This window comes from Anaerofustis sp. NSJ-163 (assembly GCF_024135845.1).
GTDB lineage: Bacteria > Bacillota > Clostridia > Eubacteriales > Anaerofustaceae > Anaerofustis > Anaerofustis butyriciformans.
Window position 1 is genome coordinate 63,677 of record NZ_JAMYJV010000006.1, and the last position, 20,544, is coordinate 84,220.

Sequence of the window (20,544 nt, forward strand, 5' to 3'; positions counted from 1 at the left end):
ATTATATAAAAAAAGCAGCTTAAAGCTGCTCTTTTATTTTCTAATTTGTCCATTACCGGTAATAATATACTTAATTGTTGTAAGTTCATTTAATCCCATAGGACCTCTTGGAAGAGTTCTTTGTGTTGCTATTCCAATCTCACTTCCAAAGCCAAACTCTTCTCCGTCGGTAAATCTTGTAGATACATTTACATAAACACAAGCACTGTCTATTTTTGATGTGAACATATTCATTCTTGAAATATCATTTGTAACTATACATTCTGAATGTTTTGTAGAATATTTATTTATATGATTTATTGCTTCTTCAATACTTTCAACAACCTTTACAGCAATAATATAATCATTGTATTCTGTTTTATAATCATCTTCAGTTGCTTTTTTAACAGCCTTGCTTCCAAGGATTTTTATTGTCTTTTCGTCTCCCCTGAATTCAACATTATGCTCTTTTAATCTATTATATATTAAAGGAAGAACTTCTTTTGCTTTCTTTTCATGAACAAGTAATGTTTCAAGAGCATTACATACACTTGGACGTTGAGTTTTCCCGTTATCTGTTAAATTCACAGCCATTTCATTATCGGCAAATTCATCTATATATATATGGCAGTTTCCCGCTCCTGTTTCAATAAAAGGAACTGTTGCAATGTCTTTTATCGATTTTATAAGTCCTGCACTTCCTCTTGGAATTAAAACATCTATATAATCTGTTAATTTCGCCATTTGAGAAACATATTTTCTGTCAGTATCTGTAACAAGCTGTATAATGTCATGATTAAGCCCTGCTTTTCTTATTGCTCCTCTCATAATTTCCACAAGCTTTGTATTTGTGTTTATAGCTTCTTTGCCACCTCTTAAAATACAAGCATTACCCGATTTTAAGCATAAACATCCGGCATCAACCGTAACATTAGGACGAGACTCAAAAATAATTCCAACTACTCCATAAGGAACTCTTTTTATTACGATTTCCATTCCATTAGGCCTTTTTGAGCCTCCGGAAACAATCCCAACAGGGTCGCTTAAATTTATAACTTTATCAATAGAGCCTGCAATTGCTTTTATTCTGTCTTCGTTAAGCATAAGTCTATCCACCATAGACTCCTTTATTCCGTTGATTTTCGCAGCAGAAATATCTTCTGTATTAGCTTTTATTATTTCTTTCATATGAAGAATAAGTTCTTCTTTAATGCTTCTTAAAGCCTCGTTCTTTTTATCAGTATTCAAATCCATAAGACTTCTGCTTGCAATTTTTGCTTTCTTTCCCAAACTTGCCATATTAAACATTAAAATCACCTCACCTTAAATAATGTTCCTTTGTTTTCACCGTCGAATAAATTATATAAATCATTTGGATTTTTTGATGAAAGAATAACCATATCAAAATTATTTTCAAAAGCAATTTGCCCTGCTTTTATTTTTGTAATCATTCCGCCCGTACCAAGATTATTCACAGCGCCACCACAACAATCTATAATCTCATCGGTAATTTCTTCGACAACTTCAATTCGTTTTGCATTTTTATTTTTCTTTGGATTATCAGTATAAAGTCCATCAATATCCGTAAGAATAACAAGAAGGTCTGCTCCTATTATTGAACTTACAACGGCAGATAAAGTATCATTATCACCAAACTCCAACTCTTCCGTACTAACAGTGTCATTTTCATTTACTATTGGAATTACATTATATTTTAAAAGCTGTTCAAAAGTATTATATATATTTGAAATATCAGCATTTTCACCAACAACGTCATTTGTCAAAAGAACCTGCGCTACATTGTGGTTATATTCACCAAACAACTTATCATACAGATACATTAATTCACATTGTCCGATTGCCGCAAGAGCCTGTCTTTTTGATATTGTTTTGGGCTTTTTATCAAGACCAAGTTTCCCCATTCCAACCCCAACAGCACCTGAAGAAACCAATACAATTTCTTTTCCTGAATTTTTAAGGTCAGAAATAATCTTTACCAAATGTTCCACTCTTCTTATGTTTATATTCCCCGTTTTGTGAGTCAAAGTGGATGTTCCGATTTTAATTACGATTTTTTTTGCTTTTACTACGTTTTCCATATTATGTCCTTATTTTTATTTTATATTAATTTTATTATTGATAAACTAGAAAATACCTTTATTGTATTTAAACTGTCCGTAAAGCATGATAACTAGCCCAATTATTATCCCTAATACAACTAAGTGCTCAATTATGTCAGTTTTAAAAACAAGTTCAAAAATAGCACAAACGACAAAAGAGAACCCTATTATTAAACTTCCAACCCCCATACATTTACCATATTTAGGAATATCAGCTTTTACAACTTTTCTTCTGTTATAACTATGAATAGTGGAAATATTTCCCCTTATATTTAATATACCGCATACTAAAAGAATAATACCAATAAGAATAAATGTAATAAATTTTTCCATTGCTTTTCCCTTTACTAAAAATCAAAAATTAATATGTTATTTATTATAAACTTTAAAACAAATACGGTTTAAATATAGTCATACAGATTTTTATTTATTATATAAAAATTCCCTAATAAAGTAAAGCAAGAAAAAATAAAATAAAAACTTGGCAAAGCCAAGTTTTTAATATGTTATGTAATTTTTTATTACGTTTCCTTCATGATGATTCATTAAAGCTTCTTTTATATCTTCAAGCTTATATTCATTATATACAAAATCTTTTTCATCTATTACTTTCATTTTCAAAAGTTCAAATGCTTGATTTACGTATAAAGGAGTAGTATGGTAAAGACCTTTTATTGTAACTTGTGAATAATGAAGAAGTTTTGTGTCAACAGTTAGAACCTCTCCTGCTTTTGTTCCGCCGTATAATAAAACAAAACCTCCGGGACGAACCATATTAATTGACATTTCCCAAACTTTTACGCTTCCTGCCGCTTCAATTGCTGCATCAACACCTCTTCCTTCAGGTGTAAGATCTTTTACTGCTTTAACTTGATCTTCAACTTCATCTATATTAATCACATCATAAGCACCAAGTTTTTTTGCTGTTTCAAGTCTAACTTTACTTCTGTCACAAGCTATAACTCTCGCACCTTTTAAATATAGAAGTCTTATAAACATAAGACCTGAAGGTCCACATCCGTTAACTGCAACATAATCTCCTTGTTCAACAGGAACTTGAGAAACTCCATATACGCTACATGCAAAAGGTTCTAATAAAGCTGCTTGTTTAAAACTCATATCATCTGGAATATGGAACATATTTTGTTTAACAATTCTTTCAGGAATAAGTTGATATTCACTAAAAGCACCATTTTTCAACTGATTTGCAAGGAAATCTTCACACATACAATGAATACCTTTTTTGCAATAATAACATTCATTACATGGTGCAGAATTGTGAGCAACAACTCTATCTCCAACTTTAAACTTAGTAACCCCTTCACCTACACTATCAACAATACCGCTTGCTTCATGTCCAATATTATAAGGAGGTGTATGTTTTGCATATCCTCTTAAATAACTTTTTACATCAGAACCACAAGTAAGAGAAACTTCGTTTTTAATTAAAACTTCGCCCTTTCCAGGTTTTGGCTTTTCACATTCGATAATTCTTAAATCCCCCGGTTCATGCAACATTACTTTTCTCAATTTAACGTACCTCTCTTTAAATTAATATGCTATTCATAGTTTATCATTAAACGGTATCATTCATCAAGAAATAAATTTATTAAATTTTACAAAACTACTGTTAAAATGTTTAGGCTAAATGTTAAAATACATTTAGGTGGATATTATGAATTTAAGGATAGATACAAAAGCGGAATACATTTTAAATAAATTAAAAGAAAACGGATTTGAAGGTTTTATTGTCGGTGGATGTGTCAGAGATTTAATTTTAGGAAAAACACCAAAGGACTATGACATAACAACAAACGCAAAGCCAGAGAAAATAATAGAAACATTCAAAGACCATAAAACAATATTAACGGGAATAAAATACGGAACCGTTACTGTTTTAATAGATAAGATACCTTTTGAAATAACCACATATAGAAAAGAACAAGAATATATAAACAACAGAAAACCAAAAAGTGTTATATTTTTATCTTCAATAGAAGAAGACTTATACAGAAGAGATTTTACAATAAATTCCATGGCTTATAATAATGATAAAAAACTAATAGATTTATACGGTGGCGTAAATGATATACAAAAAGGTATTATAAGAGCAATTGGAAACAAGGATAAAAAATTTGAAGAAGATGCAATTAGAATTTTAAGAGCATATAGATTCGCAGGAAGATATGATTGGAAAATAGAAGAAGAAACAAAAAATGCAATGTTAAAAAACATGAATTTACTTAATAACATTGCAAAAGAAAGAATCATACCTGAGCTTAAAGAAATATTTGAAAGCGGTATGGATATTAACAAAATGGAATTTATTACAACTTTATTCCCTGTAATAAAAGATTGTTTTAATACCTATCAAAATAATAAATATCATATGAGTAGTGTTGGAGAACATATTTACAATACATTTAACAATATAGATAATGTATTTCATTTAAAAATGACCATGCTTCTACATGATATAGGAAAAGTTGACACGAAAACGACAGATCAAAACAATGTTGACCATTTCTACAATCATGCAGATATTTCCCGGGAAAAGTCAAAAATAATTCTAAATGAATTTAAATTCGACAATAACACAAAACATAAAATACTTACATTAATAGAAAATCATGATAAGTATATGGCACCTGATCCTAAATATATAAAAAAAATGTTAAACAAAATAGGCGAAGATTTGTTTTTTGATTTAATTAAAGTAAGAATTGCAGACGACAGTGCAAAGAATCAAGAATTGGTTAAAAACAATATAAAGATTTTCAATGAAACTTTAACTCTTACAAAAAAAATCATAAAAGAAAAACAACCTTATAGTATTAAAGACCTTGATATTTCAGGCAAAGACCTTATAGAACTTGGATATGAAGGCAAAGAAATTGGAGAAAAATTAAATTATTTATTAAGTAAAATAATTGAAGCTCCATCTTTAAATAAAAAAGAAACGTTAAAAAAGTTAATAATAAAAAAATAAAAGCCTGTTATTCAGGCTTTTTATTTTCAAGTAATGGCGGTTTGTTTTCATCTTTTCTATCACTAAGCCACTGAGAAATCAAAATCTTAAGAACTGCAAATATAGGAATACCTATAACCATACCCACAACGCCAAACAGACTTCCACAGAAAATAATGGATACAATAACCCAGAAACCGTTAAGTCCAACCACATCACCAAGAATATTCGGAGCAAGAACATTTTGATCTATTTGTTGTATAAATATAATGATTAATACCATTATAATCCCCTGAACAGGTCCACCGGAAATCATGGCAAAAATAGAACAAGGTATTACGCTGAAAATAGGACCAAACAACGGAATCATATTTGTTATGGTTATTATAAAAGCAATTAATGTTGCATATTTAATTTTAAATAATGTTGCAAGAGCAAGACCTAATGCCCCAACTATTAAAGAACAAATAGCTTTACCGGATAAAAATTTAAAAAACATATAATCCATAAGTCCCAGAACATAAGAAGCTCTTCCATACATTCTTTCAGACAAAATAGCTTGAGTAAATCTTTTTAATTGACTTAATAGAATTTCTTTGTCTATAAGCATATATAAAGCTATAAAAATTGCTATAAAAACATTATATATTGTTTTACCAAGGCTCATTGTGGCATTAAATAAATTTGCACCAAGTCCTTCAACCCAAGTTTTAAAGAAACTTAAAGTATCGAGTATTGTAGCATTCATTCCATTTGAGGTAGATATGTCTATATTGAATATATTACAAATACTAACAAACACAGGATGATTTGCTAACCTTGTGATAAAACCTTCAATCTGCCCCATGTTTTCCTGAACAGAAGCTATAAGAGAACTTATACTTGTAATGGTACTCGGTAAAACTATATAAACAATTAAAGTAATTATCAAAAGAGCTATAATCATTACAATAAGAGAAGATAAAACTCTTTTTGCTCCATCTTTTTTTATGTTTGTCCTTTTTTCTAAGATATCATGTAATTTATCAACCGGCTGATATAAGAAAAAGGCAATAATAAAACCTATTAAAACGGGCTTTAACGGAATATAAAATATATTCCATATATCTTTTAATTCTTCAAGAAAAGAAGATATGTTTTGAATTCCAAAATAAAAAGCTATAATGAAACAAGCTGAAAGAGTAAACAGAATTGCATATTCTTTATATTTTTTGTCTATGTTTCTAAATTTTTTCATTAAACCACTCTCTTTTAAATATTTATGGATAATATTATACCATACATATTAATTAAAATATTTAAAAATCCTATTTTTAAATATAATTTATGATATAATTAAAAAAATTTTAATAATTTTAAAAGAGGTTGAAATGATTTATTATTTAATTGTAATTTTATGTATAATTATAGACCAAATAAGTAAATATATTGTTATAAATAATTTAAAGCCGATTGGAAGCATACCTATAATAGAAAATGTTTTCCATCTTACTTACTGTGAAAATACCGGAGCCGCTTTTAGTATGTTTTCAAAAAACACAGCAGTGTTAACAGTAGTAAGTTTAGTATTTATTTTTCTAGTATTTTTCTTTTTATTAAAAAGCATCAAAAAGGGAAAAACATCAAAAATCATGTCTTTCGGTCTTGCTTTTATATTAGGAGGAGCAATTGGAAATTTCATAGATAGATTCTTCCATGGTTTTGTTACAGACTTCTTTGATTTTAGACTTATAAATTTTGCTATTTTTAATGTAGCAGATATATTTATTACAATCGGGGCAATACTATTTTGTATATATGTTATTTTTACAAAAGACGAAAAAATATTTTAAAAAGAATAGACAAAAGTTTATTCTTTTTATTTTAATAATAAAAGAACAAATGTTCATTTTGTTATATACTTTATAAACACTATATGATAAAATATGTTAATAAAATATTTTTAAAAAGGAGAAAAAATGCCAAAATTTAAAGTACATTCACCTTTTGAACCTTCAGGAGGACAGCCTGAAGTAATAGAAAAATTATCTAACAGCATATTAAACAACGAAAGAGATCAAACACTTCTTGGTGTTACAGGCTGCGGGAAAACTTATATTATGGCAAAAATAATAGAAAAAGTTCAACGTCCTGCTCTCATAATGGCACATAACAAAACATTAGCAGCTCAACTTGCAAATGAGTTTAGAAGTTTCTTTCCTGAAAATGCGGTAGAATATTTTGTAAGCTACTACGATTATTATCAACCGGAAGCATATGTTCCCGGTAGAGATTTATATATAGCAAAAGACTCAAGCATAAACGATGATATAGATAAACTTCGTCACTCAGCAACATCTGCATTATTTGAAAGAGATGACGTAATAATCATTGCATCTGTAAGCTGTATATACGGACTTGGTAGCCCAATTGACTATAAGGAAATGGTTTTATCATTAAGACCCGGAATGATAAAAGAACGAGATGATGTAATAAGAAAGTTAATTGATATACAATATACAAGAAATGATATTGATTTTCACAGAGGAACTTTCAGAGTAAGAGGAGATAGCGTTGAAATATTCCCTGCAAACAGCAGTGAAGAAGCAATAAGAGTGGAATTTTTTGATGATGAAATAGACAGAATCGTTGAAATAAACTCTATTACCGGAGAAATTTTAAGAAGTTTAAAACATGCTTTTATTTATCCTGCAAGCCACTATGTTACAAACGAAGAAAACATAAACAGGGCAATAAAATCAATAAGCGAAGAGTTAAAAATTAGAGCAAAAGAATTTGAAGATAATGGGAAATTATTGGAAGCACAAAGAATAAGGGAAAGAACCAATTATGATATTGAAATGTTAAGAGAAATTGGTTCTTGCAAAGGAATAGAAAACTATTCAAGACATATAAACAATCTTCCTGCGGGAGCACCTCCTTATACTCTTTTAGACTACTTCCCTAAAAATTATGTAACTTTCATAGACGAATCCCATGTTACCGTCCCTCAAATAAGAGGAATGTATGCAGGAGACAGAGCAAGAAAAATGAATCTTGTTGATTATGGATTCAGACTTCCTTCAGCTTTAGATAACAGACCTCTAAACTTTGAAGAATTTGAAGAAAGAATGAATCAATTAGTCTATGTATCTGCAACCCCTAATGATTATGAAAAAGACTTATCAACAACAATAGCAGAATGTATTGTTCGTCCAACAGGTCTTATTGACCCTAAAATTACCGTTAAGGAAACAAAAGGGCAAATTGAAGATTTAATAGGAAGAATAAAAGAAAAAACTGCTAAAAAAGAAAAAGTTCTTGTAACAACTCTTACAAAAAGAATGGCAGAAGATTTAACAACATATTTAAGTGAAGTGGGAATAAGAGTTGAGTATCTTCACTCTGATGTAGACACAATAGAAAGAATGAAGCTTATTAAAGACTTAAGAGATGATGTTTTTGATGTTTTGGTAGGTATAAACCTTTTAAGAGAAGGACTTGATATACCGGAAGTATCCTTAGTTGCTATTTTAGATGCCGATAAAGAAGGATTTTTAAGAAGTGAAACATCACTTATTCAAACAATAGGAAGAGCCGCAAGACATTTAGACGGCGAAGTTGTAATGTATGCAGACACAATAACAGCTTCCATGGATAAAGCCATAAAAGAAACTCAAAGAAGAAGAAAAATACAAACAAAATATAACAAAGACCATAACATTACGCCTAAAGGAATAGTAAAATCTACGGATAATGCTATGTCTGCACTGTCAATGGAAGATATCGAAGATAAAAAATCAGCTAAAATCCAAAAGAGAAATAAAAAAGACTTTAACAAAGATATTGATGAAGAAATTGAACTTCTTACAAAACAAATGAAATTATATGCTAAAAATCTTGAATTTGAACTTGCTGCAAAAGTCAGAGATGAAATTGAACAATTAAAAAAATTAAAAACAAAATAAACTCCATAAGGGAGTTTTTTTGTTCTATTTTTTTATAAAGCCAATATATATTAATAAATAATATTTTTAGGAGAAAAACTATGGACAACAAAAATATAACAGATCAAAGACTTGAATTATACAACAGAGGCAATTTAAAAATAAATGATTGTCTTGATGTTCATAACTTTAATGACGAAACGGTGGTTCTTGAAACATCTCTTGGAATTCTTACCATAAACGGAGAAGAATTAAAAATTGAAAAACTAAATTTAGAAGAAGGAGAAATTGCATTAAACGGAAATATATATGCTCTAAATTATGATGATGACATAACATTTATGGAAAAATCCTCAGGATTATTTTCCAAGATATTCAAATAATGACTGATACTATTTATTCTCAATACCTTATCCTTTTTGAAACCTTTTACGGAGGTTTTATTTTAGGAATCATGTATCACACAATAACTATAATAGTTTATGCCATAACAAAAAAAATAAATTTATCGGATTTATGTTTTTGCCTTGTAGGAGCAGTATTTACCATTGACTTATTCTTTAAAACCACATATTTTGAATTACGATATTATAGTATTGTAAGTTTTATTATGGGATTTGTAGCTTATTACTTTATAATATCCCCTATTTATAAAAAACTTTTATTTTTTATTACTTCAAAAATAGGACGTACAAACAAAAAAATAAAAAGAAAAATAAACATGAAAAAAAATAGAATAAAAAATAAATACAAAGGTCCAATAATAAAAATTAAAACTTTATTAAAACATATTTTATCTATTCCATTAAAAATAAAAATAAGTTATAATACATTCAGAATATATAAAAAAGAAGGAATAGGTATTAATGAGAAGAGAAAATTATTCTTTACAAAATACCAACAACAGCATAGACGCAAAAAGAAGAATAGTAAAAAGAAAAAAAAGACGTGCGGGTAAGAAAAAAAGAGTTATAACTTTAATTCTAATTGTTACCTTTGTTCTTTTTGCGGGCAGAATGCTTACGCTTGAGTATAAATATTATACTTTAAACAAAACAAAAGAAGAACTTTCTCAACAAATAGAAGAAGAAAATTTAAAGTCAAAAGAATTAAGTGAAGAACTTGAGAATTCAAACAGCAAATCATATATAGAATACCTTGCAAAAAAATATTTGGGACTTATATATCCCGATGAAAAAGTATACGTAACAAACGAAGGGGACAATAAAAGTGAGTAGTTTTTTATTTGACACACATGCACATCTTAACGATGAAGCTTTTGATAAAGACTTAACAGATGTAATAAAAAAATTACAAAATGAAAATATGGATGGGGTTGTGAATGTCGGTTATGATCTTGAATCGTCAGTAAAAGCCATTGAGCTTAGTAAACAATACGATTTTTTCTATGCATCGGTAGGGCTTCACCCTCATGACAGCAAAGACTATAACGAAATTCTTGAAAATGAATTTATTAAGCTTATAAAAGAAAATGAAAAAGTAGTTGCTTATGGAGAAATAGGACTTGATTATTATTATGACAATTCTCCAAGAGATATTCAAAAAGAAGTATTTATAAAACAAATCAAAGCTGCAAATAAATTAAATAAACCTATCATAGTACATTCGAGAGACGCCGTAAAAGATACATATGATATTTTAAAAGAATATTTAGGTAATAATACAGGAATCATTCATTCTTGTTCGGCTTCTGCGGAAATGGTAAAAGAATATTTAAAACTTGGGCTTTATATATCTTTTTCCGGAAGCGTTACATTTAAAAATGCTGAAAATGTAAGAAATGCGGCAAGAGCTGTGCCTTTAAACAGACTTCTTATTGAAACAGACTGTCCTTATCTTACTCCGGTACCTCATAGGGGAAAAAGAAACGACCCTTCCTATGTAAAACACACTGCAAAACAACTTGCAGAGATTAATGACGTAAGTTATGAAGAATTAGTTGAAATTACAAATAATAATGCAAAAGAATTATTTAGAATAAAATAAAAAAGGAATGTTTTACATTCCTTTTTTTAATACGATATCACATATTTCCATAGGAGAAGAAACTATATAGTCAGGTTTATATTTTTCAAGTTCAGCCCTTGAACCATATCCGTAAGTAAGACCAATGGTACTTAGTCCATTTTCTTTACCTCCCTCAATATCATTGTATCTGTCTCCTACCATACATACCCTGCTTATATCATTTACTTTCATTTCCATCATTGCCATTTTGATAAATTCACCTTTTGTTCCTCTATTTTCATCCCAGTTATTTCCAACAACAACATCAAAATATTTTATAAGATCAAAATATTTTAACTGAGAAACAGAAGCCTCTTCAGGTTTATTTGTAGCTATAGCAAGTTTTACATTATAATCCTTTAAAGTTTTTAACATTTCAGGAATTCCTTCATATACACTGCATTCATAAATACCTTTTTCCATAAGTCTTTTTCTATGAAGTTTCATAGCTTCAATTCCATCTTCTTTACTTAAACCGTAAACTTTTACTATCGTCTCAGATAAAAGAGGACCTAAATGATTTTTTATATTGCCAATGCTTTCTTCTATGCCATAAGCCTTAAGTGCTGATTGAAATGACCTGCAAAGACCTTCATGTGAATCCAAAATAGTTCCATCCAAATCAAATATCAGATATTTAAATTTCATATTATCATATATTTTATTAATTTAATACAATATCAGCAATATCAGAAGGTTTTTTTGCAATATGAGTAGGTTTGCAATTAACAATTTCTTCTTCAGAGCCATATCCGTAAGTTACACCAATTGTATCAAGTCCATTTTCAACACCACCTTCAAGGTCGTTGTATCTGTCCCCTACCATGCAAACTTCACTTTTATCCTCTACACCCATATGGTCCATAGCCATTCTTATAAAATCGCCTTTTGAACCTCTGGTTTGAGTCCAGTTATTACCAACAATAATATCAAAATATTTTGCAAGTTTTAAATGTTCTAATTGTAAAACAGATGCTTCTTCAGGTTTATTAGTAGCAATTGCCATTTTTACGCCATTATCATACAAAGTCTTTAACATTTCAGGAATTTCATCATATATTTTACATTCATAAATACCTTTTTCCTTAAGTCTCTTCATATGTATTTTCATTGCAGCTGCACCGTCTTCTTCACTAAAACCATACTTTGTTATGATTGTTCTTGAAAGTGGAGGACCTAAAAGTTTTTTAATATTATCAACGCTTTCTTCAACTCCGTATGCTTTAAGTGCTTTTTGGAAACACTTACAAATACCTTCATGTGAATCTAAAATTGTTCCGTCTAAATCGAATACTACATATTTATATCTCATTTTATTACCTCATTTAATGTTTATTAGTTTAATACAATATCTGCTATTTCAAGAGGTGTGTTTGCAATGTAAGTAGGTTTACAATTTTCTATTTCCTCTTTTGAACCATATCCATAAGTTACACCAATTGTGTCAAGTCCATTTTCAACGCCGCCTTCAAGGTCATTGTATCTGTCTCCTACCATAACAGCTTCTTTTTTATCCTTAACGCCAATAGCGTCCATAGCCATTTTTATAAATTCTGCTTTTGTTCCTCTTGTTTGTTCTTCATTATTACCAACTATAAAATCAAAATAATCTTTTAGTTTTAAATGTTCAAGTTGTTTTATTGAAATTTCTTCAGGTTTATTTGTAGCAATGGCTATTTTAATGCCGTTTTCTTTTAGCTTATCAAGCATTTCAAACATTCCATCATAATACTGAGCATCGTAAATACCTTTTGTTTTAAGATAATTCATATGAAGTTTCATTGCTGCTTTTCCGTCTTCTTCGCTAAAACCGTATTTTGTTATAATTGTTTTAGATAAAGGAGGACCTAAAAGTTTCTTTATATTTTCCAAACTTTCTTCTACTCCGTATGCTTTAAGTGCACCTTGGAACCCCTTACAACTGCCAAGTTGTGAATCTACGATTGTTCCGTCAAGATCAAATATTACGTATTTGTATCCCATATTACTTCTCCTTTTATTATTTTATTTGTTGTTTTAAATATGATAACGCTTTTTGTAACTGATTATCTTCGTCAAGCGTTAATTTACTTATTGCTTTGTCGCTATTAGCTTTAACTGTAACGTCAGGTGTGATACCTTTTTTATGAATTTGATGTCCTTTTGGGCTTAAATATTCGTCTATTGTTACTGTAATTCCAGAACCGTCATTAAGAGGTTTTACTTCTTGGATAATTCCTTTTCCATAAGATTTTTCACCTATAATCGTAGCCATTTCATTATCCTGTAAAGAACAAGATAATATTTCTGAAGCAGATGCAGAATTTCCGTTTACTAAAACTACAACAGGAACTTTTGCATATTCGTCAGTAGTATCCTTTTCCGTTTGAGTTTCCCCAGATTTATTTGTCGTAGATATAATTGTCATATCTTTTTTAAGTAAAATATTAGCTATATCAGTAGCTTCATTTACAAGGCCCCCCGGGTTATCCCTTAAATCAATAATAAGACCTTTCATATTTTCACTTGTAAATTTGTCATAATAAGTTCTAAAGTCCTTTGCAACATCACTTGAGAATTCGCTGATTCTAATATATCCCATATTATCAATCATTTTTCCGCTAACGTATGTTGCTTTAACTTTATCTCTTGTTATTGTCATTTTTACTTCTTTATTATTTCTTAAAACAACAACATCTACTTTTGTTCCCTTTTTCCCTCTTAGTTTGTTTGAGGCTTCTGATACACTTACGTTTGATGAATCAAAGTCATCAATTTTTATAATAATATCTCCGGCTTTCATTCCGGCTTCTTCGGCAGGAGAACCTTGGAATACGGAATCAACCAAGACTGCACCGTCTTCATTGTTCATTATTTGTACCCCGATACCGTAAAACTCACTATCAAGCTCCGAAGTATATTCTTCAAACTCTTCTTCAGTATAATAATTTGTATACAAGTCTCCTGTACCCTTTGCAAGACCTTTAAATGCATAATCCCATAAATCTTGTTCGTCTAATTCTTTATAATAATCTTCCTGTATTAATTCTTCCAGTGCAATCAACTTTGTGATATTTTTTGCACTTTTAGAACTTGGAGTGTTTATAAGCACTTTATTACCAATTGCCATATTACATGATGCCGTTACAAGAAATGTTAGAAGGTTTGTTATAATAAGCAAACTCATAACAACGGCTATTACAATAATTTTACCTTTATTTTTTTTGTTTTCCATATTTACTTTCCTTTATGTCTATTTAACTACTATATTATATGTCATCACTTTTTTAATATCAACATTTAAAAATAAAAACCTGATTTTTAATTTTTGAAATATACAATAATCATTTTATCACTTTAAAAATTTATTTTTTTCTGATACACTTTATTTTGATAATTTATAAAAAAGGAAATTTCAAATGGATAAATTAAATATAGTTGCTACATGCACTTTTGGGCTTGAAAGAGCATTAAAAAGAGAAATTATAGATTTAGGATATGATATAGATAAAGTTGAAGATGGGAAAATATATTTTAAAGGAAACCGCAATGACATGATGAAAGCAAATCTTCATCTTAGATGTGCCGACAGAGTTCTTATTTTCCTTACAAGCTTTGATGCTTTTTCTTTTGATGAACTTTTTGACAAAACAAAAGATTACCCTTGGGAAAACATTTTTGATAAAAATGCAGGATTTAATCCTACAAAAATAACAACGGTAAAATCAAAACTTTATTCAAAAAGAGACATACAAAAAATAATAAAAAAAGCAATAGTAGAAAGACTGAAAAATAAATATCATACAAAAAGACTAAGCGAAGAAGGAGCATATTATCAAATAATCGTAAACATAAAAAAAGATAAAGTAAGTTTATTTTTAAATACTTCCGGAGAAGGTCTTCATAAAAGAGGATACAGAGAAAACGCACTAAAAGCTCCTTTAAAAGAAACATTGGCAAGCGGAATAATAGAACTAAGCGGATATAGAGGAGACCGACCATTTAGCGATATAATGTGCGGAAGCGGAACAATAATAATAGAAGCAGCAATGAAAGCAAAAAACATTGCTCCGGGACTTAACAGACATTTTGCCTTTGAAAACTGGAAAGACTTTAATAAAAAAGAATTTGATCTAATTAAATTACAGGCAAAAGAAAATATTGTACCTGCTCCTATAAGGCTACTTGGGAACGACATAGATTACAAAGCAATAAAAGTAGCAAATGAAAATGCAAAAAAAGCAGGTGTTGATGATGCCGTGGCATTTCAAAAAATGGATATGAGAGAATTCAGATCAAAGAAGAAAAACGGAACAATGATTGTAAATCCTCCTTATGCCGAAAGAATCGGAGAAGAAAAAGAAGTAATAAAATTATATAAAGATTTTGGCAAAGTATATGAAAACTTGGAAGATTGGAAATTATTTGTACTTTGCGCACATCCTCTTTTCCAAAAGCACTTTGGGAAAAAAGCGGATAAAAACAGAAAACTGTTTAACGGCAACATGCTTTGTTACCTATATCAATATTATCCAAATAAAGGAAATAAGTAAAATGATAATAAAAGAAGCTCTTATGAAAGCAAGTAAAAAACTTGAAGAAAATAATATTCCAGGTTCACTAAACGAAGCAAAATATCTTTTAAAATTTCTACTAAAAAAAGATGATATATACTTTATTACAAATTTAGATAAATCTTTAAATGACGATGAGCTAAAAAAATATAAAGAACTGGTTAACAAAAGATGTAAACATGTTCCTTTCAGCTATATTACAGGAGTAAAGGAATTCATGGGACTTGAATTTTTTGTAAATAATCAAACTTTAATACCTCGTCCAGAAACAGAAATTATAACAGAATATGTTATAAATAATTTTAAAGATAAAAAACTTGATATTTTAGAAATTGGTGTTGGAAGCGGATGCATAAGCATATCCATAGCAAAATATTTAAGTAATGTAAATATTTTAGGCGTAGATATAAATGAAAAAGCAATTGAAGTTGCCAACAAAAATATTAAATATAATAATGTAGAAAATAAAGTTAATTTTATAAAAAGCGACTTATATGAAAATGTAAAAGGAAAATTCGATATTATAATTTCAAATCCACCTTACATCAAAAGCGATGTTATTAAAACCCTTGAAGATGACGTAAAAAAATACGAACCGATTTTAGCTTTGGATGGAGGAAATGACGGGCTTTACTTTTATAAAAAAATAATAAATGATGCAGATAAATTTTTAAAAGATAATTCCTACATTATTTTTGAAATAGGTTACGACCAAGGTGAAGATGTAAAAACACTTTTAGAAAAAAAACAATTCAAAGAAATAGAAATAATCAAAGATCTTGCAGGTTTTGACAGAACAATAATTGCAAAAAAATAAAAGACAGCTAAATGCTGTCTTTTTAAAATATCACAAAACATAACACTTATATTAATAAAAAACTTTCTTAAATTTATAGTGATATTTTTAATCTTATTCTTTTCAGAAAAATATAAATAATAAAACAAACACATTATTAGTTTTCTTCTTTCATCCAACGTCTGCCTTTTTTGCCTGTCGGTGGAAGTCTATCCCCTTGTTCTATATTGACTATTCTTCCATTTTCAATATAAGAACCGTCTTTTTCTACTTCTCTGTATTCACCTGCAGGTAAATCATCAGTACCGGGTTTATATAAATTACTCATAATCTTTTCCTTTCATAATTTATTCTCGATATTATTTTTCATCAATTTTTGTTAATTATTCAAAAAATATGATGTTAAAATTTACAAAAAAAAGATATCCTTAAGATATCTTCCTTTCACTTTTTTCTTTTATTATTTTACAAACGGGAAAAATAAGTCCGCCAATACTATTACCCAAAGTTATTACTAAAATTGAAATAAAAGTATTAACATTCCATATTCCGGCAACAGAAAAATAGAACATATCGGCAATACTATGTTCAAAGCCACATAGTATAAAACCCATAACTCCAAATATAAGCCCTAAATATTTACCTATTTCCGTTTTATTGCTTTTATAACCGTCAACTGCTATGTAAATAAGAATATTACAAAGTATTGCAAGAATAAATAAGCTAAGCAAATTCCCGCTTAACTTTGTATTACAAAGATTTACGGCACTCTCATAAAGATTGACAGTTGAGCCAGGAGTATTAAAAAATCTTGTAAGTTTAATCATATTAGCAAGCAAAAATGCTCCAATAAAATTGCCAATCCAAACAATTATTAAATTAAAAGCATACTTTTTATCATTTTCAAATAAATACAAAACTTTTCCAGTAAATAAGTTAAGCTCAAAAGTACAAACACTAAAAAGTCCAACGGAAAAGAGAAACGCACCTATTACATGGTTTTCCATAGATAAATAAGCACATCCACCAATTCCTATCATAATTCCTGCTAAAACTGCATATATAAATACAACTAATCTACTTTTACTCATTTTTACCTCTTTATTTTTGCAAAACAAAGTTCAGTGAAATATCACTGAACTTTGTTAATTATTCTTCTATTATTTCTATTTTCTTTATTTTTCTTTCTTCAAGAGGTTTATCCATATAATCTGTAGGAGTTTTTGCAATTTCATCAAGAACATCAAAACCTTCAGTAAGTTTACCAAAAGCAGCATATTCACCATCTAAGTGAGGTGCATTTTGGTGCATTATAAAGAACTGACTTCCTGCAGAGTTTTTATCCATGCTTCTTGCCATAGATATAACGCCTCTTTCATGTTTTAAATTATTTTCAACTCCGTTTGAAGCAAATTCACCTTTAATTGTATGCCCAGGGCCACCCATTCCATTACCGTTTGGACATCCTCCTTGAATCATAAAACCTTCTATTACTCTATGAAAGATTAATCCGTTATAAAATCCATCTTTTACCAAATTAATAAAATTTTCACATGTTATAGGAGCAATATTTTCATATAATTCAACAACCATTACTCCGCCGTTTTCCATTTCTATTTTAGCTTTTGTCATAATAACCATTCCTTTCTTTTTGTAAGGAGTATTTTACCATATATATTAAATAAATAAAACAAATTTAAAATTTTTGTGTACTTTTTTCAACTTCTTTATTATAATGTTGGTTGGGTGATTATATGGAAAAGAAAAATAATAATGTATCTGCTTTAATCCTTGCAGGAGGATTAGGCACAAGAATGAAATCAGAAAAACCAAAAGTTTTACATGAAATATGCGGTGAAACTTTACTTAAACACGTAATTTTAAACGTTGAAGAAGCAAATATTGACGATATAGGTGTAGTAGTAGGATACAAAGCCGATATGGTTAAAGAAGTTACTGGAGAAAAATACAGTTATTATCTTCAAGAAGAACAACTTGGAACAGGTCATGCAGTAATGATGGCAAAAGACTTTCTAAAAAACAAGAAAGGTAAAATCCTTGTTCTTTGCGGAGATGCTCCTTTAATCAATAAAAACGTAATAAATGATTTTATAAATTATACAGATGAAAACAGCTTGGATCTTTGCGTTCTAACTGCAATATTAGATGATGCAAAAAGCTATGGAAGAATAGTTAGAAAAGACGATAGACTTGAAAAAATCGTAGAACTAAAAGATGCAAATGAAGAACAAGCAAATATAAAGGAAGTTAATTCAGGTACTTACATTTTTGATGTAGAAAAACTATTAAAACATTTGGATGAACTTTCAACAAACAATGCTCAAAAAGAATATTACATTACAGATATGATTGAAATATTCAAAAACAACGGTTATAACGTTGATGCATTTGCCGCAAAAGAAAGCAGTATAGTTGAAGCAGCAAACAACAGATATGAGCTTTCAAAATGTGAGGAACTTTTAAGAGAAGAAATAAATAAACAACATATGCTTGAAGGGGTTACAATTATAAATCCAAAAGCAACTTACATTGACAGAAACGTTAAAATCGGTGTTGATACAGTAATTTATCCAAATACAATAATTAAAAAAGGAAGTATCATCGGTGAAAGAAACGAAATATATGCTTCAAGAATAGAAAACAGCTGTATTGGAGACGAAAATAAAATAGATAACTGCGTAATAACAGATGCAAAGGTAAGTAACCAAAACCAAATAGGTCCTTATGTACATTTAAGACCAAATGCCGATATAAAAGACGGTACAAGACTTGGCAACTTTGTTGAAGTTAAAAACTCAACAATCGGAAATGGCACAAAAGTAAGCCATTTAACATATGTTGGAGATGGTGAAATCGGAGAAAACACTAACGTAGGATGCGGTGTCGTATTTGTAAATTATGACGGTAAAAACAAGTATAAAACAAAAGTAGGAAACAACTGTTTTGTAGGATGTAATGTAAATCTTGTTGCTCCTATAACAATAGAAGACAATGTATATATAGCTGCAGGTTCTACCTTAACAGATGATGTGGAAAAGAACTCTCTTGCCATTGCAAGAAGCAGACAGACTATAAAAAAAGATTATAAAAAATAATAAATTTTAGATTTACAATTTAAAAACATATAAAATTTTGTTATAATGTGTTTATAAATAGTTTAAAACTATTTTAAATAAATATAATTTATGGGGAGTAGAAAATGATAGAATCTTTTTCAGACATTTGTTTACTTGCAGGTAATTCAAATAAGGCTTTAGCACAAGAAATAGCAGACAATTTAGCATTACCTCTATGTTCAGCAAAAATCGGAAAATTCTCTGACGGAGAAATTAATGTTACAATTAATGAATCTGTAAGGGGAAGGGACGTTTTTGTTATTCAATCGGTTTGTTCGCCGGTTAACGATAATTTAATGGAATTATTAATTATCATTGATGCATTAAAAAGAGCTTCGGCAGGAAGAATAACTGTTGTTATGCCATACTATGCTTATGCAAGACAAGACAGAAAGGAAAAAGGAAGAGTTCCTATTACCGCAAGACTTGTTGCAGATATGCTTACAACAGCAGGAGCAGACAGAGTAATATCAATTGATTTACATGCTGATCAAATTCAAGGATTCTTTAATATACCTTTTGATAGGTTATTCGGCAGACCAATCATTGCAAATTACATTCAATCTCAAAATGAATCAATGGAAAATGTAGTCGTTGTATCACCTGATGCAGGAAGCGTAAAACGTTCAAGAAAATTAGCCGAAGATTTAAACGTACCTTTGGCAATCATCGATAAAAGAAGACCTAAAGATAATGTTGCGGAAGTAATGAATGTTATCGGTGAAGTAAGAGGCAAAAAAGTTATAATGATTGATGATATGATAGATACGGGAGGAACTATAGTTGGAGCTGCAAATGCTTTAGAACAACTTGGAGCAGACAGAATAATTTGTGCTTGTACACATCCTGTTTTATCAGGACCAGCTGTGGAAAGGATTGAAAATTCTGCTATTGACAAATTAATAGCAACAAATACTATCCCATTAACATCTGATAAGAAAATTGACAAGATTACCGTATTATCTGTTGCACCGCTGTTAGCAAAAGCAATTAAGATTATACATACAGGTAAATCTATCAGTTCAATTTTTTCATAA

At 29.3% G+C, this 20,544-nt stretch carries 23 protein-coding genes; 11 read left to right on the forward strand and 12 right to left on the reverse strand.

The features are described 5' to 3' along the window. Positions 1-33: 33 nt before the first annotated feature. The 4 genes from M6G78_RS08800 to M6G78_RS08815 form a co-directional block, all read right to left on the reverse strand. Positions 34-1,287 carry a glutamate-5-semialdehyde dehydrogenase gene (locus tag M6G78_RS08800; RefSeq protein WP_171020556.1) on the reverse strand — a complete coding sequence of 418 codons (1,254 nt, stop codon included), beginning with the start codon at positions 1,285-1,287 and terminating at the stop codon, positions 34-36. 5 nt (positions 1,288-1,292) lie between these two features. Further along, positions 1,293-2,078 (reverse strand): glutamate 5-kinase, encoded by a 786-nt coding sequence (proB, locus tag M6G78_RS08805; protein WP_138268200.1) that lies wholly within the window; start codon positions 2,076-2,078, stop codon positions 1,293-1,295. A 45-nt stretch (positions 2,079-2,123) separates the two neighbouring features. Beyond that, entirely contained in the window at positions 2,124-2,432 is a 309-nt protein-coding gene (locus M6G78_RS08810) for a hypothetical protein (RefSeq protein WP_138268201.1), read from the reverse strand. A gap of 165 nt (positions 2,433-2,597) precedes the next feature. After that, positions 2,598-3,629, reverse strand: coding sequence for an alcohol dehydrogenase catalytic domain-containing protein (locus M6G78_RS08815; RefSeq protein ID WP_371922838.1), 1,032 nt, complete (start codon positions 3,627-3,629; stop codon positions 2,598-2,600). Positions 3,630-3,774: 145 nt separating this feature from the next. Between M6G78_RS08815 and M6G78_RS08820 the strand changes: the two genes are divergently transcribed. Further along, a complete protein-coding gene (locus M6G78_RS08820; RefSeq protein ID WP_138268202.1) occupies positions 3,775-5,088 on the forward strand; it encodes a CCA tRNA nucleotidyltransferase in 1,314 nt (437 codons plus the stop codon). A gap of 7 nt (positions 5,089-5,095) precedes the next feature. Here M6G78_RS08820 and M6G78_RS08825 read toward each other — a convergent pair whose 3' ends face one another. Next, positions 5,096-6,304 (reverse strand): AI-2E family transporter, encoded by a 1,209-nt coding sequence (locus tag M6G78_RS08825; protein ID WP_138268203.1) that lies wholly within the window; start codon positions 6,302-6,304, stop codon positions 5,096-5,098. A 133-nt stretch (positions 6,305-6,437) separates the two neighbouring features. Between M6G78_RS08825 and lspA the strand changes: the two genes are divergently transcribed. The 6 genes from lspA to M6G78_RS08850 all read left to right on the forward strand — a co-directional run bounded on the left by lspA (position 6,438) and on the right by M6G78_RS08850 (position 11,000). Then, the gene (gene lspA, locus M6G78_RS08830; protein WP_138268204.1) at positions 6,438-6,899 is read left to right on the forward strand and encodes a signal peptidase II; all 462 of its coding nucleotides are present in this window, start codon (positions 6,438-6,440) and stop codon (positions 6,897-6,899) included. Between the two features lie 126 nt (positions 6,900-7,025). Then, positions 7,026-9,014 (forward strand): excinuclease ABC subunit UvrB, encoded by a 1,989-nt coding sequence (gene uvrB / locus M6G78_RS08835; protein WP_138268205.1) that lies wholly within the window; start codon positions 7,026-7,028, stop codon positions 9,012-9,014. 80 nt (positions 9,015-9,094) lie between these two features. Further along, positions 9,095-9,376, forward strand: coding sequence for a sporulation protein YabP (gene yabP / locus M6G78_RS08840; RefSeq protein WP_138268206.1), 282 nt, complete (start codon positions 9,095-9,097; stop codon positions 9,374-9,376). After that, positions 9,376-9,951 carry a spore cortex biosynthesis protein YabQ gene (gene yabQ / locus M6G78_RS10375; RefSeq protein ID WP_138268207.1) on the forward strand — a complete coding sequence of 192 codons (576 nt, stop codon included), beginning with the start codon at positions 9,376-9,378 and terminating at the stop codon, positions 9,949-9,951. Before yabP ends, yabQ begins: the two co-directional genes overlap by 1 nt. Next, on the forward strand, positions 9,860-10,231 hold the full coding sequence (locus tag M6G78_RS08845; RefSeq protein WP_138268208.1) for a septum formation initiator family protein: 372 nt from the start codon (positions 9,860-9,862) through the stop codon (positions 10,229-10,231). Before yabQ ends, M6G78_RS08845 begins: the two co-directional genes overlap by 92 nt. Next, the gene (locus M6G78_RS08850; protein WP_138268209.1) at positions 10,224-11,000 is read left to right on the forward strand and encodes a TatD family hydrolase; all 777 of its coding nucleotides are present in this window, start codon (positions 10,224-10,226) and stop codon (positions 10,998-11,000) included. Before M6G78_RS08845 ends, M6G78_RS08850 begins: the two co-directional genes overlap by 8 nt. 12 nt (positions 11,001-11,012) lie before the next feature. On the opposite strand, the gene M6G78_RS08855 is transcribed toward M6G78_RS08850, so the two are convergent. Genes M6G78_RS08855 through M6G78_RS08870 form a run of 4 tightly spaced genes read right to left on the reverse strand, consistent with a single transcriptional unit; the run spans position 11,013 to position 14,235 of the window. Then, positions 11,013-11,669 carry an HAD-IA family hydrolase gene (locus M6G78_RS08855; RefSeq protein WP_138268210.1) on the reverse strand — a complete coding sequence of 219 codons (657 nt, stop codon included), beginning with the start codon at positions 11,667-11,669 and terminating at the stop codon, positions 11,013-11,015. 16 nt (positions 11,670-11,685) lie between these two features. Then, a complete protein-coding gene (locus M6G78_RS08860) occupies positions 11,686-12,333 on the reverse strand; it encodes an HAD-IA family hydrolase (RefSeq protein ID WP_138268211.1) in 648 nt (215 codons plus the stop codon). A gap of 23 nt (positions 12,334-12,356) precedes the next feature. Then, a complete protein-coding gene (locus M6G78_RS08865) occupies positions 12,357-13,004 on the reverse strand; it encodes an HAD-IA family hydrolase (RefSeq protein WP_138268212.1) in 648 nt (215 codons plus the stop codon). Between the two features lie 16 nt (positions 13,005-13,020). Further along, positions 13,021-14,235 carry a S41 family peptidase gene (locus M6G78_RS08870; RefSeq protein ID WP_253230189.1) on the reverse strand — a complete coding sequence of 405 codons (1,215 nt, stop codon included), beginning with the start codon at positions 14,233-14,235 and terminating at the stop codon, positions 13,021-13,023. A gap of 184 nt (positions 14,236-14,419) precedes the next feature. Here M6G78_RS08870 and M6G78_RS08875 point away from each other — a divergent pair, with 184 nt between their 5' ends. Together M6G78_RS08875 and prmC are read left to right on the forward strand one after the other, a co-directional pair. Continuing rightward, the gene (locus M6G78_RS08875; protein WP_138268214.1) at positions 14,420-15,553 is read left to right on the forward strand and encodes a class I SAM-dependent RNA methyltransferase; all 1,134 of its coding nucleotides are present in this window, start codon (positions 14,420-14,422) and stop codon (positions 15,551-15,553) included. A 1-nt stretch (position 15,554) separates the two neighbouring features. Continuing rightward, positions 15,555-16,391: a peptide chain release factor N(5)-glutamine methyltransferase gene (gene prmC, locus M6G78_RS08880; protein WP_138268215.1), complete on the forward strand. Its 837-nt coding sequence runs from the start codon at positions 15,555-15,557 to the stop codon at positions 16,389-16,391. Positions 16,392-16,527: 136 nt separating this feature from the next. Here prmC and M6G78_RS08885 read toward each other — a convergent pair whose 3' ends face one another. From M6G78_RS08885 to M6G78_RS08895, 3 genes are all read right to left on the reverse strand, one after another. After that, positions 16,528-16,698 (reverse strand): YjzC family protein, encoded by a 171-nt coding sequence (locus tag M6G78_RS08885; RefSeq protein ID WP_138268216.1) that lies wholly within the window; start codon positions 16,696-16,698, stop codon positions 16,528-16,530. A 100-nt stretch (positions 16,699-16,798) separates the two neighbouring features. Further along, entirely contained in the window at positions 16,799-17,488 is a 690-nt protein-coding gene (locus M6G78_RS08890; protein ID WP_256476328.1) for a formate/nitrite transporter family protein, read from the reverse strand. A 31-nt stretch (positions 17,489-17,519) separates the two neighbouring features. Beyond that, entirely contained in the window at positions 17,520-18,011 is a 492-nt protein-coding gene (locus tag M6G78_RS08895) for a peptidylprolyl isomerase (RefSeq protein ID WP_138268218.1), read from the reverse strand. 113 nt (positions 18,012-18,124) lie between these two features. Between M6G78_RS08895 and glmU the strand changes: the two genes are divergently transcribed. Both glmU and M6G78_RS08905 read left to right on the forward strand, forming a co-directional pair. Next, positions 18,125-19,486, forward strand: coding sequence for a bifunctional UDP-N-acetylglucosamine diphosphorylase/glucosamine-1-phosphate N-acetyltransferase GlmU (glmU, locus tag M6G78_RS08900; protein WP_138268219.1), 1,362 nt, complete (start codon positions 18,125-18,127; stop codon positions 19,484-19,486). A 104-nt stretch (positions 19,487-19,590) separates the two neighbouring features. Then, positions 19,591-20,544: a ribose-phosphate pyrophosphokinase gene (locus tag M6G78_RS08905; RefSeq protein WP_138268220.1), complete on the forward strand. Its 954-nt coding sequence runs from the start codon at positions 19,591-19,593 to the stop codon at positions 20,542-20,544.